Genomic DNA, 25,100 nt, shown 5'->3' with positions numbered 1-25,100 from the left:
CCCCTGCCCGCCACCGCCGACGACACCGGTCCGCGGTGGCGGGCAGCGGGACGGCCTCGAAGAATTTCCCGGGGAGGTGTCGATCCGGCGGTCTCCCGATCGACATAGGGGCGAGTGGCGGGGAACGCCCCCGCCCGCTGACCGAGGAGTCACCATGCCGCGCTACCTCTCCATGATCCGCATCGACGAGCAGCACACCCCCAGGCCGGAGGACTTCACCCCCGATTTCCAGCAGCGGATGGGCGCGCTGCTGGAGGAGATCACCAAGGCCGGGGTCATGCTGGACACAGCCGGACTCGCGCCCACCGCCCAGGGCACCCGGGTCACCTGGTCCGGCGGGCAGCTGAGCGTCACCGACGGCCCCTTCACCGAGACCAAGGAGGTCGTCGGCGGCTACGCCATCCTCCAGGCCAAGGACATGGCCGAGGCGCTCGAATGGACCAAGCGCTTCCTGCGGATCCACCCGGCGCACCTGAGCGTCACCTCCGAGGTCCGGGAGATCGCGGAGGCGCCGGGCGCCAGCTGAGCCTTCGCCGCCAACCCGCCGCCCCGGTGCTTGCCCGGACGTCGCCCAGCTGCTCTGATGAGCGGCTGTGGCAGGTACGGGCGGGACCGCGGCCGACGCGGTGGAAGCGGTGTTCCGGATCGAGTCGGCAAGGATCATCGCCGTCGTCGCCCGGATCGTGCGGGACGTCGGCATCGCCGAGGAACTCGCCCAGGACGCCCTGGTCGCGGCGCTGGAGCAATGGCCGACAACGGGCGTCCCGGACCGTCCCGGTGCCTGGCTCACGGCCACGGCCAAGCACCGCGCCGTCGACCTGGTGCGTCGCCGGGAGACCTACGCGCGGAAGCTCGCCGAGGTCGGCCGGACGCTGGAGGACGTCCCGCCGCCCGAACCGGTCGACGTCGACGACATCGACGACGACCTGCTGCGGCTGATCTTCACCGCCTGCCATCCGGTGCTCTCCGCCGAGGCCCGCGTCGCGCTCACGCTGCGGCTGCTCGGCGGCCTGGCCACCGGCGAGATCGCCCGCGCCTGCCTGGTCCCCGAGCCGACCGTGGCCCAGAGGATCGTCCGGGCCAAGCGCGCACTGGCCCGAGCCGGCGTCCCGTTCGAGGTCCCCGCGGGGCCCGAGCTGCCCGCCCGGCTCGACTCGGTGCTGGAGGTCGTCTACCTGATCTTCAACGAGGGCTACGCGGCCACCGCCGGCGACGACTGGCTGCGCCCGGCCCTGTGCGAGGACGCGCTCCGGCTGGGCCGAGTGCTGGCCGCGCTGATGCCCCAGGAGCCCGAAGCCCACGGACTGGTAGCGCTGCTGGAGATCCAGGCCTCCCGTACGGCGGCCCGCACCGGACCGGACGGCGCGCCGGTTCTGCTCGCCGACCAGAACCGGACCCGCTGGAACCGGATGCTGATCGGACGCGGCTTCGCCGCCCTGGAACGCGCGAGCGCGACGGCGTCAGCGGTGGGCACGGCGCCGGGCCCCTACGCCCTCCAGGCGGCGATCGCCGCCTGCCACGCGCAGGCCGTGCGCTACCGCGAGACGGACTGGGCGATGATCGCCACCCTCTACGGCCGCCTGGCGGCGGTCGCGCCCTCGCCCGTGGTGGAGCTGAACCGGGCGGTGGCGGTGTCGATGGCCGAGGGCCCGGAAGCCGGCCTGCCGATCGTGGACGCGCTGGCCGCGGAACCCGCGCTGCGGAACTACCACCTGCTGCCAAGTGTGCGCGGCGACCTGCTGGCCCGACTGGGCCGCCCCGCCGAGGCCCGCGCCGAGTTCGCGCGGGCGGCGGCGCTCACCCGCAACGAGCGCGAGCGCGCCCTGCTGCTCGCCCGCGCCGAGGCCTGCGGGGAGACACCGGGCCCGGAGGGCGTGCCGGAAGCCTAGGGCGGCCCTTGTGGAGCCCACCAGCACGGCGCCGTGTCCCACCCGCGCCGCGTGCGTCAACGCACCTCCGACGAGCCACGGCCGAGCTCGATCGAGCGGTGCTCGGTCAGGACGCGGTAGCCGGCGCTGGTGTAGAGGTTCATCGCGACCTCGTTCCCGCCGAAGACGGTGAACATCAGTGCCGAGTCGCCCGCCGCGACCGTCGCCCGCTCGCCGAGTGCCATCGCGGTTCGGCCGTAGCCGCTGCCCCGCTGATCGGGCTCGATGAAGAGCGAGTAGCCGAAGGTCACCCCGGGCAGGTAGCCGTGGTTCAGCCAGCCGGTGCCGATCCGGCGGCCGGCCGCCTCCAGGACGTGGAAGGAGTGGCCGGGTGTGCCCAGCCCCTGCGGCAGGAGCTGGGCCAAGTCCGCGCTGGACTTCTGCCGGGCCTGCTCCTCGTCGTGCGCTCCGGCCCGCACGATGGAGAAGACGTACGTCTCCTCCTCCACCGCCCGCCATCCCGCGTACTCCGGCTCGGTCATCGGCCGCACGGCAACGCCCCCGGGCAGCTCCGCCGGGGTCTCCACGACCTTGAGCCGGTTCTGCCCGCGTATCGGGTAGTCGTCGAACAGCGGGTCGGGGTCAGCGAGTTGGACGGCGACACGGGACGCCCCCCGCTCAGCGCACCAGCGCTCGGCCCAGCCACGGGCCTCCTTCTCGTGGCCCATCCCGACGTGCTCGGGATGCACCCACAGCTCCTCGATCCTGCCCGCACCGCCGATCGCCGTCACCGCGACCAGGCCCACCCGGACCCCGTCGGCCAGGATCTCGGCGACCGTCGGCTCGCCCATCCGCTCCCACTGCGTCGCCAGGAGCTGCTCGGCCGCCGCTTCGCCGAGACCGGCCCGCAGGTACGCCGCTCGGCGGCGCCGCCGGAAAGCGGAGTGCCAGATCGATGTCTCGTCAAGAACGCTGAGTTCAGTCACGGAGTACCTTAGGCACGTCCGGCCGCCTGTGGGCAAAGCACTTTCGTCGTGCCGGTCGCCACCGCCGCAGCGGTCAGCCGAGCGGATGCGTCGTGAGGGCCGTGACCAGGATGCTGTCGTCGTCGATCGCGCCAGGGGCGAACCGGATGGTGGCGTGGGTGGTGTCGTTCGGCGGGGTGACCTCAAGGTAGGACGGGGTCACTGACGTGGTGCCGTAGGGCATGTGCCAGGCGACGTCGGCATAGGCGGACTGCCCGGGCTTGAGGGTGATGGTGTGCGGACGCGGGTCGGCGGCGAAGTAGGTGGATCCCCAGACGACCTTGATCGGCAGGACCTGGTGCTCGGCGTTCTGCAGCCCGAGGCCCGGGTAGCCGTAGACGTCGCAGGTGCGGTGCGAGGTGTTGCTGAGCACCAGGTCCTCGCCGCGGTTGCCCAGCCCCTCCTGGTCCCCCAGCGCGCGCAGCGAGACCGAGACCGCGGTGGTCTGGCAGCGCTGCGGCGCGCTGCTCGGCGCCGCGGCGGCGGCTGTGCCCGCGCTTCCCGCGACCACCAGCGCGGCCAGTACTGTGCTCAGGCCGACAGACTTCCTCGGGAACACCTGCATGACTACTCCTCAGCTCGGCACGAACTACCTACTGACAGGTGACGTCGGCGGCGTCGACCGCGGTTCCACCAGCGCATGATCGCGTGCCGTCCCGGCCCCCGGGGACGGCCTGTCGGACGAAGACGCGGTGGAGCTCGTGGGCCGCGGGCGGGATCGATCCCGAGCGGCTGCGTTGGTGAGCAGGTCGGCGACGCCGACGGCGCTGAGCCGTGCCAGCGGGCTGTCCGGTCGCAGGCAGACCACCGGGCGGCCGCTGAGCAGCTGGGTGGTGTGGAAGTCGGGCGGCAGGTCGTCGCCCTGGAGGTAGTTGACGAGCCCCAGGTCCAGGCTGCCCTCCTGGATGCCGCGGTGGATCTCCGCGCCCGCTGACACGCCCTCGGGGCCCGCCCGCGCCCCGAGCGGCCCGGGCCGCGTTGCCGCCGACCGGCGCCGGGACTGGGTGCCCAATGTCAGCGGCGGCCTGGGCCGCCCGGCGGGGCGGGGGTTGGCCGGATCGATGAGGAACCTCGGTGCCCGGTCGGCCAGTCCGGCGATGCGGACCAGGTACCGCAGCTCCTCCCGCGGCGCCGCGCTGTCGGTCGGGGGCAGCGCCTCGACCGCCACCAGCCGCTTGCGGCGGAACCGCCAGTGGGGTTGCGGCGCGAACAGCAGCAGGGTCACCAGGGCCAGCAGCCCCAGCGAACCGACCACCCACAGCGCGCTGTCGGGCGTCCCGCCCGCCGTACAGTAGCCGCTGTGCACCATGCACCGGTCCTGCGGGGTTCGTGTCCGCCGCACCCGGCGGCGGTGTCCGGTCCTCGGCGACGACCTCGCCACGGCGACGAGCAGGGCATCGACCAGCGGCTGCGCCTTCTCCTCGGTTACTCCCAACTCTATTGCCCGCGAGAGTAGTTGCTCGCCCTGTGAAGCCGTCCTGCTGACTCCCGCGGGGGCTCGGTCGGGGCAGCCCGGCCATCCGGGGCGGGGGTCCGACGTCGCAACCGGCGCCAGACCCGGCTCAGCCCGTGGCCGGTGCTCGTGAGGATCTCGTCGCTGTCGTTGTCCATGAGCCGGTTGTAGCGGGAGTTGGCCAGGGTCAGCGCCACCGGGGCGATCAGCAGTACGGCCTCGTCCCACCCCGACTCGGTGGTCCCGTCCGTGTACCGGTGGTCGCGCGGCAGCTCGCCGCGCTTGGAGAAGGCCGCCGCCAGCGGATCGAAGAACGGCAGTTCCTCCGACGCCGCGGCGGCAACGGCCCGCCGGGCGATGTCCGAGACGAAGGCCCGCCCGTCGGCCCGCTCCGTACCTCCCATGACGAACAACTCCCTCCCGTGCGGCCGCCCCCACGGCCGCACCCCAGGGATCTGAGCGCACCACCGAATCCGCACAGCTGACGGCCATTTGGGAATTGTTCTGGACACGACCGAGCAGCGGCCCGGCCCGGCGTCCGCCAGGTCGTGACCTAGGCCCGGGGGAGGTCCAGGGAGCGGACCAGGTGGGCGAGTTCGGCCTGGAAGAGCTTGTCCGGTGCGAGGGTCTGGGCGCGCAGGTGGCCGTAGATCTCCAGTGCGACCAGCCCGTGCAGGTGCCCCCAGAGGCGCAGGGCCAGGGCCACCCCGGCCGGTGGCAGGTCGGGGAAGGCCGGGCGGACCTTGGCGAGCAGGCCGGGGTCGAAGTCGTCCCAGGTGAAGGCGGCTTCGCCGGTGGGCGGTTGGACACTCCGCGGGGAGGCGGCCGCGAGGGCGGCGATGCCGACGCAGACCCGCCGGGCGGCGTCCGGGGCGGCGCCGCCCTCGGGGGCCCGGTAGCCGGGGACAGGATCGCCGTACACGAGCCGGAAGCCCTCCGGGTTGGCCAGCGCCCAGTCGCGGAAGGCGTGGGCCCAGGCCTGGATCCCGGCTGCCGGGTCGGTCTTCGGAGCGGCGGCCCAGGCGGCGTCGACGGCGTCCGCGAGCGCGGTGTAGACGTCCGTGATGAGCGCGGTGACCAGGTCGTCCCGGGTGGCGAAGTAACCGTAGATGGCGTTGGCGGTCATGCCCATCTCCCGGCCGATCGCGCGCAGGGTGATCGCGTCGGGGCCGCCCGATCCCATCAACGCCAGGGCGGTGCTCTTGATCTCGGCGGTCGTCTCGGCGCGCAGCCGCTCGCGTCGTCCGGTGCCTCGGGTCTCTGCCACGAACGCACTCTACAGCGTGGCGCTACTGATTGCCGTGCGAAAACTTCACGCCGTATAGTTCAGGAACGGCGTGAGGCAACGGGTTCGCGCCGCCCGTCCGGCATGAGCAAGGGGAGAACCATGCACATCGGCGTCATCGGAGCCACTGGCACCATCGGCAGCAGGGTTGTCACCGAGGCCCTGGGACGCGGGCATCGGGTCACCGCGTTCAGCCGCGACACGTCGGCGGTCGAGGACACCCGGGAGCACCTCGACTGGGCGAGCGTCGACGTCTTCGACGCGGCGGGCCTGGCCGCGGTCCTGCCCGGCCTGGACGTGCTGATCAGCGGGTTCCAGCCGGGGAACGCGGCGCGGGACTTCGCCGACACGCTCCAGCGCTCGATCGCGGACCCCACCGCCTACGCCAGCGCCGCCAGGTCCCTGCTCAAGGCACTGGAGAGCCACCCGCGCACCCGGCTGATCGTCATCGGCGGCGCGGGCAGCCTGGAGAGCGAACCGGGCGTCGTGCTCGCCGACCGCGAGGAGCTCCTCCACGCGGCGCTGGACGGGCTCGGCCTGCCGCGCGAGTACGCCGCGGCGGTGCGCGGTCACCGCGACGCGCTGAACGTCCTGCGCACCTCGAACCGGCTGTGGACCTACTTCAGCCCCGCCGAGCAGATCGCCCCCGGCGAGCGCACCGGCCGCTTCCGGACCGGCGGCGACCAGCCCGTCCTGGACGCGGACGGGGTGAGTCGGATCTCGGCGGAGGACGCCGCGGTCGCCCTGGTCGACGAGGCCGAACTGCCGCGCTTCGTCCAGCGCCGGTTCACCGTCGGCTACTGACCGACCCTCACCGCGACCGACCAGCGGCTGTGAACGTCCGCACGAGCGGTGGTCGGCCGGGGGCGGTTCCCGTGCGGGAACCGCCCCCTTGGGCTCAGTTGTAGGACGGGACGAGCCAGCGGGCCCGGTAGTAGGCGGCGGTGGGGGCGACCGAGGCGTTGATCCCAGCCGTGCCCGAGGAGGGGAAGAAGGTCACCTGCGGCGTGGTCCAGTCATCGGCGGAGGGGGCCGGGTCCGGCCAGGTCTCCGCGACCGTCCCCGACGCCGGATCGTTTCCGATGCTCCTGACGCTCAGTTGGCTGTCGATCTGCGCCGCCCCGGGGTAGTCCTCACACCACCGGGTGCCCACCCCCGGACTGGTGGTGGCGGGCCATCCGGTCGGCACGGTGGTCACGGCGCAGCCGGTGCCGCTCTTGGAGAACTGGGTCACGCCCCCGTTCGCGGCGGCGATCCAGAAGCGGTCCGGGTTGCCGTAGACGGGCTGGATGTCGTGGCCCTGGGCGGCCGCGGTGCCCAGGTTGGGGATGGGGTACGAGTTCTCCTGGACGAGTTGGACAGTCGGGTTGCCGGAGGAGTCGGTCCCGGTGACGTAGGCGTACTGCACCAGCGCGTTCCAGGCGACCGCCCACAGGGACGTGGTGCTGGGGTCGTAGAGGAGCTCGTGGACGTTGCCGAGGGTGGTCGTGAACGCGGGGGTGTGCGAGGAGGTGTCCCAGTCCTCTCCCTGCGCCTTACTGAAGACCTCGATCTGGTTGGTCTGGGTCAGGGCGACGGCGACATTGCCGTCCGGCATCATCTCCACCCCGTGGACGTTCGATGTGGTCTCGTTGCCGACATTGATCGCCCATTTGTAACCGGCGAGGGCTGGGTAGGGGATGACGCCGACGAACCCGCTCGTGTTGTCGGCGGTGACCATCACTTGTCCGCCCCACACCCCTCCGGGACGCAACTTGGTGTCGACGCCGCCGCTCCAGGTGCCGGCCGGCACCAGCGTGGTGTCGTTGATCGAGTGGTAGGCGTCGGGAGCCCACTGCTGGAGCAGACCGGTGCTGTTCCAGGTGCTGGGCTGGCTGCCGTCGTAGAAGTCCAGCGTCTTCGTCGTCGCGTTGCCGGCGGCCACCACCGCGTCCGACGTGTTGTACGTGACTTCGAGCGTGGGCGTGTTGTAGGCGATGGTGCAGGGGTTGCTGCCGTCGTAGGTGGTCGGGTTCATCGAGCAGAAGGTCTTGTAGGCCTCCGCGCCCTCTTCACCCGCGGACAGGCGCAGGCCGTCGTTCGGCAGCGTGCCGTTGGCCCATGCCGTCACCATGGCGGTCAGGTCGAGGCGGTGGATACCGTCGGAGGAGTCCGGGTCGGTGAAATTCGGATGCACGGGACAGCCGGTCGCGCCTATTCCGAAGTCCGACGAGGCGGAGTAGGTGCTGGAGGTGTTCACCGCAGGCTGGTTGGCCCAGGTAATGGTGGACTGGTTCCAGGCGGAGTTCACCGGATACGCGTACATCCACCATCCCGCGCAGGAACCCGTCTCGGAATTGAACAACCGAAGGGACGCGCTTTTGATGCTCGCGCCCTTCAGTTTGGAGACGTCGAAGGCGAGGAAGCTGCGGTATGCGGTCTTGCCGTCGGGGGTGCCGATGTGCAGGAGCGAACTCTGGCTGTGGTCGACGGTGTCGACGTTGGATATCCAGGTGTCCTGGACCCGGTGGATGATGCTCTGCGGGCCGCTCTGGACGACGGGGTAGGCCGCGGTCGTCGTGCTCGTGTCGGCGCTCTGGGCCGCTATGGTGACCGGCCTGGTCCGGTGGGGCATGGTCGCGGCGCCGAGAACGAGGAGCAGCGTGCCACCGGTCAGCAGGAGCCGCCATAGCAGGCTGCGGTGTCGGAAATGTGTGGGCATGGTCCTTCTGGATCTGTTTTGGTGCGTGAATCCGCCATGGATCACGCATTCTGATCGACAAACAGAAGGTTCCATCCATCTGATTTTTCGTCAAATACGTCGCCCGCTGCGTGTATATCGCGGGGATTCAGAGCGGGCAGTACTGGGATGCATCGCCCGTAGGGGATATATCGGCCTACCATATCGCCCGACCGGCGGAGTGGAGGCGCGTGAACAGTCCGGCGCCGCTCGCTGGCGCCCCCTCGGGGCGGCGCCGCTGGGCGTCCGTCGCCGGGTGGGCTGCCGCTGGAATCCCGCTGGTGCGACTCCACCGGCCGCCCGGGTCAGGGTACGTGCCCGAACAAATGATGGTATTCATTGGCCGTGGCTATCGTGACTGCGTTCGGATCATCGGACGGCGGCTCGCTGGGACGACCGGGAGCAGGGGCATGGATGGGGGTCATTCCGTATGCGGAGGGACTTTTCACCCGGATGAAATGCGCCGTTGACACGGGGTCTGCTCACGGCTGAGACTGGTGGGGAGGCGAGAGTGACGAGTGTACGGCTGCCGTCGATCGTCCGCAGTTCAGCCATGATCAAGCGACAGCAGTCCGGCCCGATCCGGTGTCCGGCCGAATTCCCGTGCAACGAGACCATATTCCGTTGGGCCGGTGAATGACGTGTCCAGTCGTTCGTGTGCCTGGTGATGTACCCGGCGGTGGTATGCCGCCGACTTTCGCGGATCCTGTTTTCCGGTCGGGAGGTCCTGCCGGGAGCCGTGCCACGTCAAGGAGTGCCAGTGGTGAGTACTGAGATCCCCACCGTCGACCTGGAGGAATGGAGCAGCGCGGGGCCCGGCAGGCGTGAGGCGATCGCGTCGGGAGTGGACCGGGCGCTGCGTGAGACCGGGATGTTCCTGCTGACCGGTCATCAGGTGCCGCGCGCCGAAGGCGAGGAGTTCCGTGAGGCCGGGTTGTCGTTCTTCCGGCTGCCGCGCGAGGCGAAACTGCGCTACGAGATCCAGGGGCAGTACGACAACGGCTGGCGCGAGGTGCACCGCAACGTCGGCATCCCCGACGCCGCCGACGTCGGCAGCGCCCCCGACCTGCACGAGTCCTTCTACGTGGGGCCCACGCACCGCACCGGGGACGCCCGCTTCGACGGCCTGTTCTACCCGGCCAACCGCTGGCCCGCGGAACTGCCACGCCTGCGGGAGGCGGCCGACGCCTACACCGGTCACATGGTACGGGTGGCCGGGCGGGTCAACGCACTGCTGGCAGCTGTGCTGGGGCAGCCCGGAAGCTTCTTCAACTCCCGCGCACGCAAGGCGACCTGGACGCAGAACGTGAGCTGGTACCCGGCGCTGGAGCGGTGGGGGCAGGTCGGCGAGGGCCGGATGCGCAACGCCCCGCACACCGATCTGGGGACCTTCACCCTGCTCAACCGGCAGCCCGGCACGAGCGGTCTGGAGGCGTGGAACCAGGCGCGGGGCTGGTTCCCGGTGGAGTGCCCGCCGGACTCCGACGCCCTGATCGTGATCCTCGGCGACCTGCTGGAGCTGTGGACGGACGGCCGCTGGCGGGCCCTGCGGCACCGGGTGCCCGCGCCGGGCGCGCGGGACGCCGACGACGAGCAGGTCTCGCTGGTGTTCTTCTTCGAGGCCGATCCGCAGGCCGTGATCGAGCCGCTGGCCGCGCCGGTGGGGGGCGGCCGGGGGCTGGCTCCGGTGGTGGCGGGCGAGTCGATCCTGGGCAAACTCGGCGTCCCGCTGACCGCCGCCTGACGTCCGGGCCCGACCGCAGAGACCGAGAGAGGCGACGACTCCGTGACCGACCCCGCGTTCTACTCGAAGGTGGCCGACCAGTTCGGCGGCTACCCCGACTGGCCGCCGCGCACCGCGCACTACCCCGAAGGAGACCCGGAGGAGTACTTCGACACCGTACTGGGCAGCTTGGGCAGCTTGGGCGGTCCGGGTGCGGCGGGCGCGGCCGGTGCCGCGCTGCTGGACGTCGGGTGCGCGGACGGGCGCAACCTGTTGGCGGTGGCCGACCGGTTCGCCCGGGTCCGGGGCATCGACCTGTCGCCGGGGATGCTGGAGGCCGCCCGCCGCAACCGGACCGCGTCCGGGCTGGACCACGTGGTCTTCGAGGTCGGCGACGCCCGGGCCACCGGCCTGCCCGACGCCTCGGTGGACGTGGTCTCCTCCCGGCGCGGACCGCTGTTCCCGGGGGAGTTCCACCGGGTGCTCACCGGCCGGGGCGCGGTCGTGCACCTGGGCATCGGCGAACAGGACGTACGGGCGCTGAAGGAGGCCTTCGGCCGCGGGCAGAACTACGGCCGCTGGGACCGGCTCCCGCTCGCACAGGAGGGGCGCGAGCAGCTGGAGCGGGCCGGATTCCGGGTGGAGCAGCGCGAGTTCCGCTTCGACGAGTACTTCCACTCGGCCGAGGACCTGCGCGGATTCCTGCGGAAGGTGCCGATCTTCGAGGACTTCGACCCGGTCGACGACCAGCGGTGCCTGGACACCTTCCTCCAGCGGGCCACCTCGCCGCGCGGCATCCACCTGGCCCGCCACTGGTTCGTGCTGGTCGCCCGCAAGGCGGTCGCCGCGTGACCGGCCGCGGACCGCACGACGTGCTCGTGCTCAGCTCCTACAAGCCGCTGCCCGCGCGGCTGCTGGCCAGCGAGCTGGTCGGCCGGGTCTCGGTCATCACCGAGCCGCCGTTCGCCCACTGCTACGGGCCCGGGGTGCGGGTGCGGACCGTGCCCAGCGTCGACGACCTGACAGCCGTGTGCCAGGCCGCCCTCGCCGTCTTCGCCGACGGCCCGGTGGACGCGGTGCTGGCTCCCGCCGAGGCGGGCATCGCCGCCTCCGGGCTGCTGCGCTCGCACTACGGGGTGCAGGGCATCGGCTACCAGACCGCGAACGCCTGCTCCAACAAGTACGCGATGAAGAGGGCGCTGGCCGCCGCCGGAGTACCGGTCGCCGCCTTCCGCCCGGTCTACCGGCTGGCCGAGGTGCCGCGCGCGGCGGCCGAGTTGGGCTGGCCGGTGGTGGTCAAACCCAGCTTCGGCGGCGGCGCGTTCAACGTGGTCGAGCTGCGCTCGCCGCACGCGTTCGAGGCCTTCGCGGCAGGTCCTGGCTCGGCCGGGCTGCGCGCCCAGCGCACCCCGCTGCTGGTCGAGTCGCTGGTGGAGATGACCGCCGAGTACCACTGCGACGCGGTGGTGCACGAGGGCGAGCCGCTGTTCGCGGCCGTCTCCCGCTACCACGGGCCGGTGCTGCGGACCGTGGGCGCGCTCAACGGCTCCTACCCGCTGCCCGAGACGCACCCCGACCGCCCGGCGGCGCTGGCGCTGCTGCGCGAGGTCCTGGCCGCCGTCGGCCTGCGGTCCGGGGTCGCCCACGTGGAACTCCTGCGGACCGAAACCGGCCTGCTGGTCGGCGAGATCGCCTGTCGGCCGCCGGGCGGCGGACTGGTCGAGGGCCTGGCACTGCAGTACGGGGTGGACCTGTGGCAGGCGTTCCTGGAGACCTCGCTCGGACTGCCGCCGACGCTGCGCCCACGGCGCGCCCGGCGGATCGTGGCCAACTCCATGCTCCCGGCCAAGCCGGGGCGGATCACCGCGATCACCCCGGCGGAGCAGCTGGCGGCGCTGCCGGGGGTGCTCCGGGTCACCATGACCCGCCGCGTCGGCGACGTCGTCGACGCGGACGTGTACTCCACCAGCAGCACCGGCGTGGTGCTGTTCGCGGTCGACCGCGAGGAGCAGGTCCCCGAACGCCTGCGCGACCTGGCCCGGCTCTACCGGCTCGACGTGGCTCCAACCGAGGCTGCAACCGAGGCACCGGCCGACGTGTCACCGGCCGACGTGTCACCGGTCGACGTGTCACCGGTCGACGTGTCACCGGCGGGCGCGGACACGGGCGACTCGGTGAGCGGCCGGTGAGCGGGATCCTCGCGGTCGTCTCCGGAGGGATCGACTCGGTGACGATGGCCCACCAGTTGGCCGCCGAGGGCCACCGGCTGCACCTGCTCGCCGTCGACTACGGCCAGCGCCACCGCAAGGAGCTCGGCTTCGCCCGTGCCACCGCGCAGCGCCTGGGTGCCGGGTACGACGAGGTCGACCTGAGCTCGGTGGGCCGCCTGCTGCGCGGCTGTTCGCTGACCGACCCGCGGGTACCGGTCCCGGACGCGGGCCGGGCCCCGGCCGGGCCCAACCCGAACATCGTGCCGAACCGCAACGCGCTGCTGCTGGCGGCGGCGTACGCGATCGCGGTGGTCGAGCAGAGCCGGGCGGTGGCGTTCGGAGTGATGGCCGACGACGTGGGACCGCGCGACACCTCACCGGCGTTCCTGCGGGCCTTCGCCGACATGGAGCGGATCGCCACCTCCGGCCAGACCCCGTCCGGACTTGAGCTGCTGGCGCCGCTGATCGACCTGCACAAACCCGAGGTGGTCGCGCTCGGCGAGCGGCTGGGCGTCCCGTGGCGGCAGACCTGGACCTGCTTTCGCGGACAGGAGGCGCACTGCGGGCTGTGCGCGGCCTGCGTGGAGCGGCGCACCGCGTTCATCGCCGCCGGCGTGAACGACCCCACCGAGTACCGGCCGTAGTACCCGTCCGCGAGCAGGAACCGCCACAGGAAAGGGATTTGAGGCGCATGACGCTGCGCATCAGCAAGCAGTTCGCGTTCTCCGCCAGCCACCGGCTGGAGGGCCTGGCCGAGGGCCACCAGTGCGCCCGGCTGCACGGCCACAACTACCTGGTCGAGGTGGAACTGGCGGCTGAGGCCGAGCAGTTGACTCCGGTCGGATTCGTCCGAGACTACGGCGACCTGGCGCCGTTCAAGCGGTGGATCGATGACACCGTCGACCACCAGCACCTCAACGACATCGTCAGGGCCAACCCGACCGCCGAGAACCTGGCCAGGTGGATGTACGAGCTGTGGGCGCGGCAGCTGCCCGAACTGTCCGCCGTACGGATCTCCGAGACGCCCAGGACCTGGGCCGAGTTCCGCCCCTGAACCCCACCGCGCCCGACCCCCGACGTGGTGACCCGATCGAGGAAGTGGAGGTGGTGCCAGTGGAACCGCAGATCGTCGTCAACGAGGTCTTCGGCCCCACCTAGGGCCGTCCAGGGCGAAGGCCGTTCCCTGGGCCGACGGTGCGCGTTCGTGCGCCTGGGCGGCTGCAACCTGACCTGTCGCTGGTGCGACACCCCGTACACCTGGGACTGGCGCGGCACCAGCGACACCAAGATCGCCTACGACCCGCGCGCCGAGCTGCACCGGCGCTCGGTCGCCTCGGTCGCCGAGCAGGTCTGCGCGCTGGGCGTGGACCTGGTGGTGGTCTCCGGCGGCGAACCGCTGAGCCAGCAGGCCCGGTTGGTCCCGCTGGTCGACCAACTCACCAGCCGGGGCCTGGAGATCGAGATCGAGACCAACGGCACGCTCGCTCCGCACCGGGCCCTGGTGGCGGCCGGGGCGCGGTTCAACGTCTCGCCGAAACTGGCGCACTCCGGCGTCCGCCTGGACCGGCGGATCAGACCGGCCGCACTGCGGGCCCTGGCCGCCACCCCCGACGTCGCCTTCAAGTTCGTCTGCCGCGACCGCTCCGACCTGGACGAGGTCGCCGACCTGGTGCGGCGCTTCGCCCTGGAACCGGTGTGGATCATGCCCGAGGGGCAGCACGCGGAACACGTCAACGAGCACCTGCGGAACCTGGTGGCGGCGGTGGTCGACCGCGGCTGGAACCTGACCACCCGACTGCACATCTTGATCTGGGGACAGGAAAGAGGCGTCTGAGTGAGCACCGATGTGGAATCCGAGGCCCTCACCACCGCACTGGACCTCGACCGCACCCAGGAGCCGCAACCCGACCCGCTGATCGCGCTCGCCGTCAGGCTGCTCCAGGAGATCGGCGAGGACCCGAACCGCGACGGCCTGCGCGAGACCCCCGAGCGATTCGCCCGCTGGTGGCGGGAGTTCACCGACTACGACCCGGGCACCGTGTCCACCCTGTTCGAGAGCACCAGCACCGGCCAACTGGTCCTGGTCTCCGGGATCCAGGTCTGGTCCCTGTGCGAACACCACCTGCTGCCGTTCAGCTGCTCGATCACCGTCGCCTACCGCTCCGGCCAACGCCTGCTGGGGCTCTCGAAGTTCGCCCGCATCGCGCACCAGCACGCGCACCGGCTGCAACTGCAGGAACGCCTGGTCGCCGACATCGCCGCCGACGTCATCGAGATCACCGGCAGCCAGGACGTCGCCGTCGTCGGCCACGGCGAACACCTGTGCATGACCATGCGCGGCATCAAGACCGACGCCCGGATGACCTCCACCTCCATCCACGGCGACTTCGCCCGCACCGGCCCGGCCCGCGACGAACTCCTCACCTTCCTCCACCGCTGACGGCGCGCCCCAGCTGACCCGGCCCCCAGGAAACGGACCCGCCCGATGACCATCTTCGACGCGCTGGAATCACAGGTCCGCAGCTACTGCCGGGCCTGGCCGGTGGTCTTCGACCGCGCCACCGGCAGCCGCCTGTACACCCGCGACGGCACCCCCTACCTGGACTTCTTCGCCGGCGCCGGAGCACTCAACTACGGCCACAACAACCCGCTGCTCAAGGCCGCCCTGCTCGACTACCTCGCCCGCGACGGCGTCACCCACGCCCTGGACATGTTCACCACCGCCAAGGCCGACTTCCTGCAGGCCCTGCGGGACGTCCTGCTGAAGCCGCGCGGGCTCGACTACAAGGTCGTGTTCCCCGGCCCCGGCGGCGCCAACGCCGTCGAGGCCGCACTGAAACTGGCCCGGCTGGCCACCGGGCGGCACCTGGTGGTCAGCTTCACCAACTCCTTCCACGGAATGACCCTCGGCGCGCTGGCCGTCAGCGGCAACGCCGCCAAACGCGCCGCCGCCGGACTGCCGCTGACCTGTGCCACCACCCTGCCCTACGACGGCTACCCGGGCAGCGGCGACACCCCCGCCCTGCTGGAACGGCTGCTCACCGACCCCGGCAGCGGCTACGACCGGCCCGCCGCCGTCATCGTGGAGACCGTCCAGGGCGAAGGCGGACTGCACGCCGCAGGCCGCGCCTGGCTGCGCGACCTGGCCGCCGTCTGCCGTCGCCTGGAGATCCTGCTGGTGATCGACGACGTGCAGATGGGCTGCGGACGCACCGGCGCCTTCTTCAGCTTCGAGGACGCGGGCATCACCCCCGACATCGTCTGCCTGTCCAAGTCGATCGGCGGCTACGGCCTGCCGATGGCGCTGACCCTGATCCGACCCGAACTGGACCTGTGGCGCCCGGGCCAGCACAACGGCACCTTCCGCGGCGTCAGCCCCTCCTTCGTCACCGGCGCCTGCGCCCTGCGCGGCTACTGGAGCGACAACGCCCTGGAGAACTCGGTACGGACCAACAGCGAACGGCTGCGCACCGCGCTGACCGCCCTCGCCGACCGGTTCCCGCACACCGGCGCCCAGGTGCGCGGACGCGGCCTGGCCCTGGGCCTGCGCCTGGCCGCTCCGGCCCCGGGCGAACCCAGCCCGGCGCCGCGGGTCTGCGCCGCGGCCTTCGAACGCGGACTGCTGGTGGAGACCTCCGGCGCGGCCGAGGACGTGGTCAAGCTGCTGCCCCCGCTCACCGCCGATCCGGACGACCTCGACGAGGGCCTGGACATCCTCACCGCCGCGGCCACCGCCGTGCTCGGCCCGCCGCCCGCCCCCGGCCCGGCACGCAGCCTCGGCCCGAGGCAGTACGGACCGTCGCGGAACCGACCGGGGGAGTCCTGAGCGGCCCGGCCGCCGCCGGTCCGGCCCGGCGCGAACGCCTGGGCCTGCCCCGGGCCCGCGGCGCCGGACCCCTGCTGACCGCCGCGCTGGTGGACAGCCTGGGCAGCGGCCTGTTCCTGCCCTACGCGCTGCTGTACTTCCTGGACACCACCCGCGTGTCACTGCCGGTGATCGGCCTCGCCCTGTCGGCCGCCGCCGCCCTGGCCCTGCCGTGCTCCGCCCTGTTCGGCCCCCTGGTGGACCGACTCGGCGCCCACCGCTCGGTGGTACTGGCGAACCTCGCCCAGGCGGCCGGGTTCCTCGGGTACCTCCAGGCGGACTCCGCCGAGCGGATCGCGGCCTTCGGGTTCCTGGTCACCGCAGGTCAGAACCTGTTCTGGGCGGCGAACGGGGCACTGGTCGCCCAGGTCTGGGAGCCGGACGACCGCAGACGCTGGTTCGGCCTGCTGCGGGCGGTGCGCAACCTCGGCACCGGAGTCGGCGCCCTGCTCTCCTCCACCCTCGCCGCGGACACCTCCCCGACCGACGGCCGGGTACTGGCGGCGGCCAACGCCGCCAGCTTCCTGCTGGCCGCCGCGCTCCTGAGCCACTGGCACCCCCACGACCCACCCGCTGCCGCCACCGAACCCGCCCCACCGGCCTTTCCGCCACCCGCGCCGGCCCCGCGCGGCTACCGCCAGGTCCTGGCGGACCGCCGCTTCGCCGCGCTCAACGCCGCCACCGTGCTGTTCGTGCTGTGCCTGCTGGGACCGCCGCTGATCCTGGCGGTCTACGTCACCAGGTCCCTGGGCCAGCCCGCCTGGGTCGCCGGAGCGCTGCTCGCCGCGAACACCGCCCTGGTCGTCGTCCTGCAGACCCCCCTCACCGAGTTCCTGCGCGTGCACCGCTCCGCCCGCCTGCTGCGGCTGGCGGCCGGGCTGTTCGCCGTCTCCTTCGCCCTGTTCTGGGCGGCGGCGCCGCCGCGCGGCGCCGTCTGGACCACGCTGTCCCTGGCGACCGGCCTGGCCTGCTACACGGCGGGCGAGATCGTCTGCTCACCGGTCCTGACCGACCTGGTGGCGACCCTGGCCCCGGCGCACCTGCGGGGCCGCTACTTCGCACTCAACCAGACCAGCTGGAGCCTGGCCGCCGTGGTCACCCCCACCCTGCTGACCCGCCTGCTGACCGCCGGACCGGCCGCCCTGTGGGCCACCCTGCTGACCGCCGCCGCCATCGCCTGGGCACTGACCCCCGCGATAGAAGCCCCCACCGCTCGGCGCTGAGAGGCGCGGCGGACACCGATCACCCGGCGGCGGGGGCTACGAAGCCGAAGGCCTCAGCCTGCTTGCCGACTCCGTAGGGGTGCACCGCTGACCCGATGTTCTCCCAGCCGAGCCGGGTGTACAGGCGTATCGCCGCCGTGTCCTTCCTCAGGACGTCGAGGACGAGGCGGATGCCCCGGCCACGGAAGTGGGCGACGGCCGCGCCGATGAGGCTCTCCCCGACCGCCATGTTGCGCGCCTCCGGGACGACGAACAGGCGCGCCAGCACGGCAACGCTGTCCACGCCCTCGCCGCTGCGCCCGGTCCACAGCGCGACCGCCGGCTCGTCGGCCGGGCGGCTGACCAGCACATGCCCGACCACCGCCCGCGACCTCACCGCGACCCAGGCGTCGAGCGTTCCCTTCGGCGTGAGCCACGCCTCGGGCCGATCGACTCCCTCCACCGGGTAGCCGTCCCTGGCGTGCACTCTGACCAGCCCCGCGGCAGCCTGCGGCAGGTCGTCGTCCAGGCGGCGGCGGACAAGGACGCTCTCGTGTTCCATCAGTTCTCCTGGCACTGCTCGACGTGATCCTCGTACCGCGGTCCGGTCATGTCGCACGCATGACGAGCCGCCCGAGGTCAGTAGGTGACGGTGATGCGCCGGGCCGGACCGTCAACCCTGACCAGCCCACCGTAACGGATCTCCCGGTCGGCCATCAGCAGTTGGGCGAGGACCTCCAGGCAGCCTCCCCACGCGGGACCCTCGACCACCCGGTCGGCGTTGTGCCCCTGCCAGCCGCCGGACGGCTCCATCGCGGGCGGTGACCCGAAGGCGCTGCTGCTGGCACTCGACTCGTGGGTGAACACGACGCCTGAGGAGTTGGCGGCGGTCACCGTGCCGACCCTTGTCCTGACCGGGGCGGATGACTGGCACAGCGGATGACTGGCACAACCGGACCGCGCGCGCTCTTGCGGAGGCCCTGCCGCACGGGTTTCATGTCGAGGTGCCCGGCGACCACTTCACCGCCGAGGGGTCCCCGGAGTTCGAAGAGGCGCTGACCGGGTTCCTCGGGGAAGGCCGCTGATCTGCTTCCCCCCGGGGTCAGTGGTGCTTGAAGTTCTCGATCGCGGTGCGGATGGTCTGGTGCATGGCTTCGCCTCCGCCGTGGCCGGAGTCCTCGATGATGTGGAGGCGGGCGTCCGGCCAGGCCTTGGCCAGTTCCCAGGCGGTCTGGACGGGGGAGCCCATGTCGTGGCGGCCGTGGACCAGGACAGCCGGGATCCCGGCCAGTCTGTGCGCGTCGCGCAGCAGTTGGCCGGGTTGCAGCCAGGCGCCGTTGCTGAAGTAGTGGGCGCAGATGCGGACGAACGCGATCTGTGCGTCGGTGTCGCGGTCGCTGTACATGCCGGGCGTGCCATTGGGCTCGTTCGAGATGACCGCGTCCTCCCAGGCGAGCCAGGTCGCGGCGGCCCGTTCACGGACGGTGCGGTCGGGGTGCTCCATCAGCCTCGCGTAGGCCGCGAGCAGGTCTCCGTCGCGCTCGCTGGTCGGGACGCCGTCGCGGAAGCGGTCCCAGGCCTCGGGGTAGAACTTCCCGGCGCCCCGGTAGAGCCAGTCGAGTTCCTCACGGCGACTGGTGGTGACGGCCGGGATGACCATCTCGGTGACCCGCTGCGGGTGCTGCTGTGCGTACGCCAGGACCAGGGTCGCGCCCCAGGAGGAGCCGTTGAGCAGCCAGCGCTCGATACCCAGGTGTTCGCGCAGGTGCTCCATGTCGTCGATCAGGTGCTGGGTGGTGTTCAGGCTCATGTCGGCAGCCGGGTCGCTGGCGTGCGGGGTGCTGCGGCCGCAGTTGCGCTGGTCGAAGCGGATCACCCGGTAGCGGTCCGGGTCCCAGGCGCGGGTGGGCCGCTGCGGGGCGCCTGCGCCGGGCCCGCCGTGGACGTTGAGCGCGGGCTTGCCCTCGGGGTTGCCGAGCTGTTCGTAGTAGACGCGGTTGCCGTCGCCGGTGTCGAGGAAACCACTGTCGTAGGGACTGGTCGCGGGGTAGAGGTCAACCATGACCGCCGATCCTACGGGCAACGGCCGCCCCTGACCGGTGAACGCGAAACCCGGCCTACCGTCGGGGGTGGGCCGGGTTCGGTGGTGCTCGGGGATCAGTTCTGGGGGTGCCCGGCTGCCGGGGCGCTGCTCCGGGCGAGCCCCGCCTCGTCGGCGGCTGCCTCATCGGGCTGGGGTTGTGGTTCGGTGGTGGTGGGGGTGGTGTGTTGGTGGCGTTGCAGGAGGGTGAGCCAGATCAGGGCGCCGAGGGTCAGTGCGGCGGCGACGTAGAAGTTGAGGCGTAGTCCGAGGAAGTGTTGGGAGTAGTCGACGCGTAGTGATTCCTCGAACATGCGGAAGGTGGAGTATCCGGCGATGTAGAGGGCGAAGAGGCTGCCGGGGGCGAGTTTGCGGTGGTGTCCGAGCCAGACCAGGACGGCGGCGAGCAGGAGGTCCCAGATGAGTTCGTAGAGGAAGGTGGGGTGGAAGGTGGTGTCCTGGAGGTAGCCCGGGGGGCGGAACTGTGGGGCGATCTGCAGTGCCCAGGGCAGGTGGGTGGGGCCGCCGAAGAGTTCCTGGTTGAAGTAGTTGCCGATCCGGCCGATGCCGGAGGCGATGAGCAGGCTGGGGGCGAGGGCGTCCATCATGCCGGTGACGCTGGTGCCCGCTTTGCGTAGCCGCCAGACGCAGACGGCGGTGGCCAGGGCGACGCCGCCCCAGATGCCCAGGCCGCCGTCCCATACCGCCAGTGGTCCCCACCAGTGCGGGGGGATCTGGGAGGGGGTGGTGAGGTCGAAGTACAGGCGTCCGCCGAGGATGCCGAAGGGCACTCCCCACAGGGCGATCTCCTCGACCATCGCCGGGTCGCCTCCGGCGGCACTCCAGCGGCGTCGGCCGACCAGCACGGCGAGGCTGATCCCGACGATGTACATCAGCGCGTAGAAGTGCACGAACAACGGCCCCACGTGGAAGCCGTTCACCGATGGCGACGGTATGGAAGCAAGCAGCATGACCACGAGCCTACGCGGTACCCCCACCCACCACACAGACCCCGACCACCACCCACGGTGACCGAGGGAGCCGTCCGCGTCACCCACGAGCCGGGTGCCTCGCCGTGGGAAGCGACCGTGGCCGCCGGTACCGGCGCGCTACCCCGCGCTGCTCTGCGACAGCTGCCGTGTAATCCGATCGAACAGCTCCGCCAGCGGCTCACCGACGTCCCGGCCGAACCCGGTCAGCCCGTAGGTCACCTGGGGCGGCGTCGTCGGCTCTACCTCCCGCCAGACCAGGCCGTCCTGGACCAGCGCGCGCAGGGTCTGGGCGAGCATCTTCTCGCTGATGCCCTGGATGCTCTCGCGCAGCTCGTAGAACCGCAGGTCGTTGCTCCGCAAGGAGATCAGTACCCAGACTCCCCACCTGCTGGTCACGTGGTCGACCACATCGCGCGCAAGGCAGTCCGTGTGAAACACGTCATACCGCTTGCCCGTCTTGACCTGTCTGCGCTGCACGCCTCCCACCATGTCATGAGCTTACCTCAAGGTATGTCCTTACCAAGAGTTAGTCGGACTACTAGCGTGACGACCACAGAAGACATCCGACAGGGAGCTGTAGATGATCGTGGTAACCGGTGCCACCGGAAATATTGGTCGGCCATTGACGCAGGCGCTGGCCGAGGCGGGCCAGCAGGTGACGGCGGTGTCGCGGCACGCGGCAGCGGTGCCGGACGGCGTCCGCCACGTGGTGGCCGACCTGGCCGCGCCCGCCAGTCTTGAGCCCGCCCTGGCCGGGGCGAAGGCGCTGTTCCTGCTGCTGTCCGGCGACATGCACGCCGCCGGGGCCACCCCGGCGAGCCTCATCGCCGCGGCCGAGAGCAGCGGGGTCCGCCGAGTCGTCCTGCTCTCCACCCAGGGCGTCGCGACCAGGCCCTTCGGCGCAACGCGGATCGCCATGCGGGCGCTGGAGGACCTGCTGCGGGAGTCCGGCCTGGAATGGGCCGTCCTGCGGCCGGGCGGCTTCGCCTCCAACGCCCTGTGGTGGGCCGAGTCCATCCGTGAGCGACGGGTCGTGGCCGCGCCCTTCGGTGACGTCGGGGTGCCGATCATCGACCCGGCGGACATCGCCGAGGTCGCGGCGGCCTGCCTGCTGGATGACCGGCACGCCGACGGGGTGTACGAACTGACCGGCCCGGAGGTGATCACGCCGCGCCAGCAGGCGGCGGCCATCGCCGCCGCGCTGGGCTCGCCGGTCCTGTTCCACGAGCTCACTCGCGACGAGGCCAAGGCCGCCATGGCCCAGAGCATGCCGGTGGAGCTCGCCGAGGACACCCTGACCATCCTCGGCTCCCCGAACGAGGCCGAACTGCGGGTCAGTCCGGACGTCCAGCGGATCCTCGGCCGCGCCCCGCGTCCGTTCGCCGACTGGGCCGCGCGCAATATCGCCGCGTTCCGCTGACCGGTACGTGGCAGCTGCCGTTGCGGGGGTCTCGTCCGGGATTCAGGTCGAGCCGCCGCGGATTCCTCCTACCAACCCGCCAGGCCTTCCCCGACGTCGAGCCCGGTCTCGTGGAGCCACCGCTCGGCGATCTCCTCGGAGTTCTGGGTGCCGATGGACAGATAGACGGCGTGCGCACCTGGTGCGGGCTCGCTGCACTGCACGGTCCAGACGCCGTTGAGGCACAACTGGACGCCGCAGAGCTTGGGTGCCGGAAGGCCGAGCAGGGACGAGTACCAGTTGATGTCGACGGTCAGCGGGCCGACTGCGGCAACGGCGATGTCCATCTCCGGCGCGGTCAGGTCGTCTCCGCTCCTGAGGGGGAAGGTTCTTGGCGTGCTGCCACTCAGCAACTGGAACTGAACACCCTCGGGCAGTGGCCACAACGCCGCAAGCTGGGGCTGAAGATCCGTCTCCACCCAGAGGCCCTCGTACTTCTCCTCGAAGCCCCAGCGCGCCAAGGTCTGCCAGAACTCGCGGTAGCCGGGCGCGTTGAGGTAGCGCTCGTCACCCATGAACGTTCCATGGCTGAAGTACCTGCGCGCGTAATGGAACTGCTCCGAGGTCGCTATGTCATTGAAGGCGAACTCCGCTCGTGCGGCCCCGGTCCCGAACCGGGTCAGCAACTGGCGCGCACACGCAAGCGCGCTGCTCGCGTTCGGCAGCGCGTTCCCCACCTGGTAGAGCGTTGATGCACCCACTGGCCACCTCCTGCGGGACATTCTCGTGGCGACAGTCCGTCGACCGCGAGGCTGTTACCGTACCGCCATGTCGATCGAGGTGACCCAGGCGGCGGTTGAGCGGATGGTGAGCGCCTTGAGCGGCCGCGCCGCGCCCGAGGACCTCGCCACCGGGTTTTCGCACCGGCTGGCGTCTCGCGGCGACATGGGTGCGGCGTTCTTCACCGGCAACACGCGCTTCGCGGCGTTCCGGCTGCATGACGCTCAGATCGAGGGCGTCGTGGCGCAGGGTCCGTGGTCGGCCCGGGCAACCGTCCGCACCGGCCCGGACCTGTGGGAGCTGGACGTCACGGTCGAACCCGATCCGCTGCACCCGATCCGCCGCACCCGATCCGCAGTTTCCGGCCGCGGAAGGCAGCGCCGGACGCGATCGGGTGGACCACGATCGCGGCGGGTCTGCGCGAACACGACCGGACGGAGTCCGATCTGACGGCGGCCACGGCCGGGCGTATCCACGCACGTCTGGTCCGGTTCGTCGAGGCCAACCGCATCGTCGGACTGGTTGCCGGGTTGGCTGTGGGCGGTCGTCCGGTACACCAGGAGTACCTGGGGGTGTCGGATCTCGGATCGGCCGGGCGGCTGGACCCGCGGTCGGTGTTCGGGGTCGGCTCCGTGGCCAAGGCGGTGACCGCTCTAGCACCAGCACTGGGCCGGGCCCCGCTGACGGCCTTCTGCGGAGACCGCGACCCGCTCGCCGGGCCTGCCACGGTCACCGCGTGGTCCCGGCACACCGAGCACTTCCGGGGCGTGCGCGTCCACAGCGGCGGCCACTTCTACTTCCGGGGCCGCACCCGGACCCTCATCGAGCAGATCGTGGCCGAGATCCGCCTGGCCACAGGCCGGGCCCCCGGGCGCCGCACCCGGGGCACCGGTGCCATCCACCTCCCTGACACGCCAACAACAGCTCTAGCGTGACTTATTGACGTCTCGTCACTCCGTGGAGCGCGCTGCCGCGTCGACGGTCTGCTCCAGCAGCACCGCGATGGTCATCGGCCCGACTCCGCCCGGGACCGGGGTGAGCAGGCCCGCGCGCTCCCGTGCGGTCCCGGAGTCGACGTCGCCCACGTTGCCCGGGTTGTATCCGGCGTCGATGACCACCGCGCCGGGTTTGAGATCATGACCCTTGATGAAGCGGGGCCTGCCGACCGCGGCGACCACGATGTCGGCCGTGGCGAGCAGCTCCGGCAGGGCGACGGTCCTGGAGTGGCAGTAGGTGACGGTCGCGTCGCGGGCCAGGAGCAGCATGCCCATCGGCTTGCCGAGGATCGGGCTGCGGCCGACCACCACCGCTCGCTGTCCGGCGGGGTCGACCTGGTAGGCGTCGAGCAGTCGCATGATGCCGCCGGGAGTGCAGGAGGCGAAGCCCGGGAGGCCGAACGCCATCGCGGCGAACGACGACATGGTCACCCCGTCGACGTCCTTGGCCGGATCGATCGCCTCGAACGCGGCCCGCTCGTCGATCTGCGCGGGCACCGGGTGCTGTAGCAGGATGCCGTGCACCGACGGATCGGCCGACAGCGCCCGCAGCGCCCGCACCAGCTCCGCTGTGGTGGTCGTGGCCGGCAGCGGCACGTGCCGCGAGTCGATACCGGCCTTGGCGCAGCGGTTGCGCTTCATCGCCACGTAGGTGACCGAGGCCGGGTCCTCGCCGACCAGGACCGTGGCCAGGCACGGCCGTACCCCGCGGTCGCGCAGCAGGCCTCGCGCCCGCTGGGCAGTGCGCTCGACAATCTCGTTCGCCAGGTCGGTACCGGTCATCAGTCGCGCGGTCATGGGCAGGTCCCATCAGTGGGGAAGGATGCCCAGGCGCACGGCCGCAACCGAAGGCGGATCGCTCCCCGGTGGTACCCCACCCAAGCGCCAGTCACGACCGCCCACCCATCATAACCGGCCCCGGCCGCAACGCGCCCGACCTTGGGGACCGGACACACCATCGGATTGACAGCACATCAGACCAGCACGCGAACCGCGCGGCCGCTCTGGCGCTCTGGCGATCTGGCGGTATTTGGGGCGATTGGACGGCCTTGATCCGGGTACCTTTTGCACGTTGCACCCCCAGTGATGACGACGGAGGAAGACATGGCGTACCCCACCGACCACCGGTACACGCGGGAGCACGAGTGGATCCTGCCGACCGGGGGAGGCCGCGCGCGGGTCGGGCTCACCGACTTCGCGCAGAAGCAGCTCGGTGACATCGTGTTCGTGGAACTGCCGACAGTGGGCGACAAGTTCGAGGCCGGGGACCCGTTCGGCACGGTGGAGTCGGTCAAGGCGGTCACCGAGGTCTACGCTCCGGTCGGCGGCTCGGTGGTCGCGGTCAACGAGGAGCTGAACGACGCCCCGGAGGAGATCAACAACGACGCCAACCTCACCTGGCTGGTCGAGTTCCAGATGTCCGACCCCGAGCAGCTGGACACGCTGCTGAGCGCCGCGCAGTACGAGGCCTACCTCGCCCAGGAGCAGTAACCCCCGGGGCGCG

At 71.5% G+C, this 25,100-nt stretch carries 30 protein-coding genes and 1 riboswitch; of the genes, 17 read left to right on the top strand and 13 right to left on the bottom strand.

Annotation, left to right across the window (positions count from 1 at the left end; genetic code table 11):
- Positions 1-154 precede the first annotated feature (154 nt).
- Both GXP74_RS22160 and GXP74_RS22155 read left to right on the top strand, forming a co-directional pair.
- Positions 155-526, top strand: a complete 372-nt coding sequence (locus tag GXP74_RS22160; RefSeq protein ID WP_182452992.1) for a YciI family protein — start codon at positions 155-157, stop codon at positions 524-526.
- A 67-nt stretch (positions 527-593) separates the two neighbouring features.
- A complete protein-coding gene (locus GXP74_RS22155) occupies positions 594-1,889 on the top strand; it encodes an RNA polymerase sigma factor (protein WP_225448103.1) in 1,296 nt (431 codons plus the stop codon).
- A 56-nt stretch (positions 1,890-1,945) separates the two neighbouring features.
- On the opposite strand, the gene GXP74_RS22150 is transcribed toward GXP74_RS22155, so the two are convergent.
- From GXP74_RS22150 to GXP74_RS22130, 5 genes are all read right to left on the bottom strand, one after another.
- Entirely contained in the window at positions 1,946-2,854 is a 909-nt protein-coding gene (locus GXP74_RS22150) for a GNAT family N-acetyltransferase (RefSeq protein WP_182452991.1), read from the bottom strand.
- Positions 2,855-2,927: 73 nt separating this feature from the next.
- The gene (locus GXP74_RS22145; protein ID WP_182452990.1) at positions 2,928-3,458 is read right to left on the bottom strand and encodes a DUF4232 domain-containing protein; all 531 of its coding nucleotides are present in this window, start codon (positions 3,456-3,458) and stop codon (positions 2,928-2,930) included.
- A 24-nt stretch (positions 3,459-3,482) separates the two neighbouring features.
- A complete protein-coding gene (locus GXP74_RS40790) occupies positions 3,483-4,202 on the bottom strand; it encodes a LysR substrate-binding domain-containing protein (protein WP_225448102.1) in 720 nt (239 codons plus the stop codon).
- A gap of 128 nt (positions 4,203-4,330) precedes the next feature.
- On the bottom strand, positions 4,331-4,750 hold the full coding sequence (locus GXP74_RS22135) for a hypothetical protein (protein ID WP_182452989.1): 420 nt from the start codon (positions 4,748-4,750) through the stop codon (positions 4,331-4,333).
- A gap of 149 nt (positions 4,751-4,899) precedes the next feature.
- On the bottom strand, positions 4,900-5,613 hold the full coding sequence (locus tag GXP74_RS22130; protein ID WP_182452988.1) for a TetR/AcrR family transcriptional regulator: 714 nt from the start codon (positions 5,611-5,613) through the stop codon (positions 4,900-4,902).
- A 120-nt stretch (positions 5,614-5,733) separates the two neighbouring features.
- Between GXP74_RS22130 and GXP74_RS22125 the strand changes: the two genes are divergently transcribed.
- Complete coding sequence (locus tag GXP74_RS22125) at positions 5,734-6,435, top strand: NAD(P)-dependent oxidoreductase (protein WP_182452987.1); 702 nt, start codon at positions 5,734-5,736, stop codon at positions 6,433-6,435.
- Positions 6,436-6,529: 94 nt separating this feature from the next.
- On the opposite strand, the gene GXP74_RS22120 is transcribed toward GXP74_RS22125, so the two are convergent.
- Positions 6,530-8,332: a DUF6528 family protein gene (locus tag GXP74_RS22120; RefSeq protein ID WP_182452986.1), complete on the bottom strand. Its 1,803-nt coding sequence runs from the start codon at positions 8,330-8,332 to the stop codon at positions 6,530-6,532.
- A gap of 781 nt (positions 8,333-9,113) precedes the next feature.
- Here GXP74_RS22120 and GXP74_RS22115 point away from each other — a divergent pair.
- The 9 genes from GXP74_RS22115 (at position 9,114) to GXP74_RS22075 (ending at position 17,371) form a co-directional block, all read left to right on the top strand.
- Positions 9,114-10,094 carry an isopenicillin N synthase family oxygenase gene (locus GXP74_RS22115; protein WP_182452985.1) on the top strand — a complete coding sequence of 327 codons (981 nt, stop codon included), beginning with the start codon at positions 9,114-9,116 and terminating at the stop codon, positions 10,092-10,094.
- Positions 10,095-10,136: 42 nt separating this feature from the next.
- Positions 10,137-10,925: a class I SAM-dependent methyltransferase gene (locus GXP74_RS22110; RefSeq protein WP_182452984.1), complete on the top strand. Its 789-nt coding sequence runs from the start codon at positions 10,137-10,139 to the stop codon at positions 10,923-10,925.
- Positions 10,922-12,262 carry an ATP-grasp domain-containing protein gene (locus tag GXP74_RS22105; protein WP_182452983.1) on the top strand — a complete coding sequence of 447 codons (1,341 nt, stop codon included), beginning with the start codon at positions 10,922-10,924 and terminating at the stop codon, positions 12,260-12,262. Before GXP74_RS22110 ends, GXP74_RS22105 begins: the two co-directional genes overlap by 4 nt.
- Positions 12,259-12,927, top strand: coding sequence for a 7-cyano-7-deazaguanine synthase (locus GXP74_RS22100; RefSeq protein WP_182452982.1), 669 nt, complete (start codon positions 12,259-12,261; stop codon positions 12,925-12,927). Before GXP74_RS22105 ends, GXP74_RS22100 begins: the two co-directional genes overlap by 4 nt.
- A gap of 47 nt (positions 12,928-12,974) precedes the next feature.
- A complete protein-coding gene (queD, locus tag GXP74_RS22095) occupies positions 12,975-13,337 on the top strand; it encodes a 6-carboxytetrahydropterin synthase QueD (protein WP_182452981.1) in 363 nt (120 codons plus the stop codon).
- Positions 13,338-13,487: 150 nt separating this feature from the next.
- Positions 13,488-14,117, top strand: a complete 630-nt coding sequence (locus GXP74_RS22090) for a 7-carboxy-7-deazaguanine synthase QueE (RefSeq protein WP_255528142.1) — start codon at positions 13,488-13,490, stop codon at positions 14,115-14,117.
- Positions 14,118-14,723, top strand: a complete 606-nt coding sequence (folE, locus tag GXP74_RS22085; RefSeq protein ID WP_225448101.1) for a GTP cyclohydrolase I — start codon at positions 14,118-14,120, stop codon at positions 14,721-14,723.
- Positions 14,724-14,768: 45 nt separating this feature from the next.
- Positions 14,769-16,109, top strand: coding sequence for a diaminobutyrate--2-oxoglutarate transaminase (gene ectB, locus GXP74_RS22080; RefSeq protein ID WP_182452980.1), 1,341 nt, complete (start codon positions 14,769-14,771; stop codon positions 16,107-16,109).
- Positions 16,106-17,371, top strand: a complete 1,266-nt coding sequence (locus GXP74_RS22075) for an MFS transporter (RefSeq protein ID WP_255528256.1) — start codon at positions 16,106-16,108, stop codon at positions 17,369-17,371. The genes ectB and GXP74_RS22075 overlap by 4 nt, the downstream gene beginning before the upstream one ends.
- A gap of 19 nt (positions 17,372-17,390) precedes the next feature.
- Here GXP74_RS22075 and GXP74_RS22070 read toward each other — a convergent pair whose 3' ends face one another.
- On the bottom strand, positions 17,391-17,912 hold the full coding sequence (locus GXP74_RS22070) for a GNAT family N-acetyltransferase (RefSeq protein WP_182452978.1): 522 nt from the start codon (positions 17,910-17,912) through the stop codon (positions 17,391-17,393).
- 77 nt (positions 17,913-17,989) lie between these two features.
- On the bottom strand, positions 17,990-18,244 hold the full coding sequence (locus tag GXP74_RS22065; protein WP_182456981.1) for a hypothetical protein: 255 nt from the start codon (positions 18,242-18,244) through the stop codon (positions 17,990-17,992).
- A gap of 29 nt (positions 18,245-18,273) precedes the next feature.
- Here GXP74_RS22065 and GXP74_RS22060 point away from each other — a divergent pair, with 29 nt between their 5' ends.
- Complete coding sequence (locus tag GXP74_RS22060; RefSeq protein WP_182452977.1) at positions 18,274-18,435, top strand: hypothetical protein; 162 nt, start codon at positions 18,274-18,276, stop codon at positions 18,433-18,435.
- Between the two features lie 17 nt (positions 18,436-18,452).
- Here the strand turns inward: GXP74_RS22060 and pip are convergent, their stop codons facing one another.
- From pip to GXP74_RS22045, 3 genes are all read right to left on the bottom strand, one after another.
- Positions 18,453-19,412, bottom strand: coding sequence for a prolyl aminopeptidase (gene pip, locus GXP74_RS22055; protein WP_182452976.1), 960 nt, complete (start codon positions 19,410-19,412; stop codon positions 18,453-18,455).
- Between the two features lie 95 nt (positions 19,413-19,507).
- Positions 19,508-20,371 (bottom strand): prolipoprotein diacylglyceryl transferase, encoded by an 864-nt coding sequence (gene lgt / locus GXP74_RS22050; protein ID WP_182452975.1) that lies wholly within the window; start codon positions 20,369-20,371, stop codon positions 19,508-19,510.
- A gap of 168 nt (positions 20,372-20,539) precedes the next feature.
- Positions 20,540-20,911 carry a helix-turn-helix domain-containing protein gene (locus GXP74_RS22045; protein WP_182452974.1) on the bottom strand — a complete coding sequence of 124 codons (372 nt, stop codon included), beginning with the start codon at positions 20,909-20,911 and terminating at the stop codon, positions 20,540-20,542.
- Between the two features lie 91 nt (positions 20,912-21,002).
- Here GXP74_RS22045 and GXP74_RS22040 point away from each other — a divergent pair, with 91 nt between their 5' ends.
- Positions 21,003-21,842, top strand: a complete 840-nt coding sequence (locus GXP74_RS22040; RefSeq protein WP_182452973.1) for an SDR family oxidoreductase — start codon at positions 21,003-21,005, stop codon at positions 21,840-21,842.
- A gap of 68 nt (positions 21,843-21,910) precedes the next feature.
- On the opposite strand, the gene GXP74_RS22035 is transcribed toward GXP74_RS22040, so the two are convergent.
- Positions 21,911-22,582 (bottom strand): hypothetical protein, encoded by a 672-nt coding sequence (locus GXP74_RS22035; RefSeq protein WP_182452972.1) that lies wholly within the window; start codon positions 22,580-22,582, stop codon positions 21,911-21,913.
- 67 nt (positions 22,583-22,649) lie between these two features.
- Here GXP74_RS22035 and GXP74_RS40785 point away from each other — a divergent pair, with 67 nt between their 5' ends.
- On the top strand, positions 22,650-23,051 hold the full coding sequence (locus tag GXP74_RS40785; RefSeq protein WP_225448100.1) for a hypothetical protein: 402 nt from the start codon (positions 22,650-22,652) through the stop codon (positions 23,049-23,051).
- Positions 22,952-23,536, top strand: coding sequence for a serine hydrolase (locus tag GXP74_RS22030; protein WP_225448657.1), 585 nt, complete (start codon positions 22,952-22,954; stop codon positions 23,534-23,536). The genes GXP74_RS40785 and GXP74_RS22030 overlap by 100 nt, the downstream gene beginning before the upstream one ends.
- Before the next feature lie 15 nt (positions 23,537-23,551).
- On the opposite strand, the gene GXP74_RS22025 is transcribed toward GXP74_RS22030, so the two are convergent.
- Positions 23,552-24,394, bottom strand: a complete 843-nt coding sequence (locus GXP74_RS22025) for a bifunctional 5,10-methylenetetrahydrofolate dehydrogenase/5,10-methenyltetrahydrofolate cyclohydrolase (protein ID WP_182452970.1) — start codon at positions 24,392-24,394, stop codon at positions 23,552-23,554.
- A gap of 20 nt (positions 24,395-24,414) precedes the next feature.
- Positions 24,415-24,499: riboswitch (ZMP/ZTP riboswitch) on the bottom strand.
- 201 nt (positions 24,500-24,700) lie between these two features.
- On the opposite strand from GXP74_RS22025, the gene gcvH reads away from it, so the two are divergent.
- Positions 24,701-25,087 (top strand): glycine cleavage system protein GcvH, encoded by a 387-nt coding sequence (gene gcvH, locus GXP74_RS22020; RefSeq protein ID WP_182452969.1) that lies wholly within the window; start codon positions 24,701-24,703, stop codon positions 25,085-25,087.
- Positions 25,088-25,100 lie beyond the last annotated feature (13 nt).

Origin of the sequence: Streptacidiphilus sp. P02-A3a, assembly GCF_014084105.1 — a bacterium.
GTDB lineage: Bacteria > Actinomycetota > Actinomycetes > Streptomycetales > Streptomycetaceae > Streptacidiphilus.
Note: the sequence above shows the minus strand (reverse complement) of the source record. Positions and strands in the feature narration are given on the sequence as shown.

Bases quoted from the DNA above. Each gene is read 5' to 3' on its own strand.
- GXP74_RS22120 (WP_182452986.1), bottom strand. From the start codon at position 8,332: ATGCCCACACATTTCCGACACCGCAGCCTGCTATGGCGGCTCCTGCTG.
- GXP74_RS22060 (WP_182452977.1), top strand. From the start codon at position 18,274: ATGACTGGCACAGCGGATGACTGGCACAACCGGACCGCGCGCGCTCTT.
- GXP74_RS40785 (WP_225448100.1), top strand. From the start codon at position 22,650: ATGTCGATCGAGGTGACCCAGGCGGCGGTTGAGCGGATGGTGAGCGCC.
- GXP74_RS40790 (WP_225448102.1), bottom strand. From the start codon at position 4,202: ATGGTGCACAGCGGCTACTGTACGGCGGGCGGGACGCCCGACAGCGCG.
- GXP74_RS22145 (WP_182452990.1), bottom strand. From the start codon at position 3,458: ATGCAGGTGTTCCCGAGGAAGTCTGTCGGCCTGAGCACAGTACTGGCC.
- pip (WP_182452976.1), bottom strand. From the start codon at position 19,412: ATGGTTGACCTCTACCCCGCGACCAGTCCCTACGACAGTGGTTTCCTC.
- GXP74_RS22040 (WP_182452973.1), top strand. From the start codon at position 21,003: ATGATCGTGGTAACCGGTGCCACCGGAAATATTGGTCGGCCATTGACG.
- GXP74_RS22025 (WP_182452970.1), bottom strand. From the start codon at position 24,394: ATGACCGCGCGACTGATGACCGGTACCGACCTGGCGAACGAGATTGTC.
- queD (WP_182452981.1), top strand. From the start codon at position 12,975: ATGACGCTGCGCATCAGCAAGCAGTTCGCGTTCTCCGCCAGCCACCGG.
- GXP74_RS22160 (WP_182452992.1), top strand. From the start codon at position 155: ATGCCGCGCTACCTCTCCATGATCCGCATCGACGAGCAGCACACCCCC.
- gcvH (WP_182452969.1), top strand. From the start codon at position 24,701: ATGGCGTACCCCACCGACCACCGGTACACGCGGGAGCACGAGTGGATC.
- ectB (WP_182452980.1), top strand. From the start codon at position 14,769: ATGACCATCTTCGACGCGCTGGAATCACAGGTCCGCAGCTACTGCCGG.
- GXP74_RS22070 (WP_182452978.1), bottom strand. From the start codon at position 17,912: ATGGAACACGAGAGCGTCCTTGTCCGCCGCCGCCTGGACGACGACCTG.
- GXP74_RS22045 (WP_182452974.1), bottom strand. From the start codon at position 20,911: ATGGTGGGAGGCGTGCAGCGCAGACAGGTCAAGACGGGCAAGCGGTAT.
- GXP74_RS22135 (WP_182452989.1), bottom strand. From the start codon at position 4,750: ATGGGAGGTACGGAGCGGGCCGACGGGCGGGCCTTCGTCTCGGACATC.
- GXP74_RS22125 (WP_182452987.1), top strand. From the start codon at position 5,734: ATGCACATCGGCGTCATCGGAGCCACTGGCACCATCGGCAGCAGGGTT.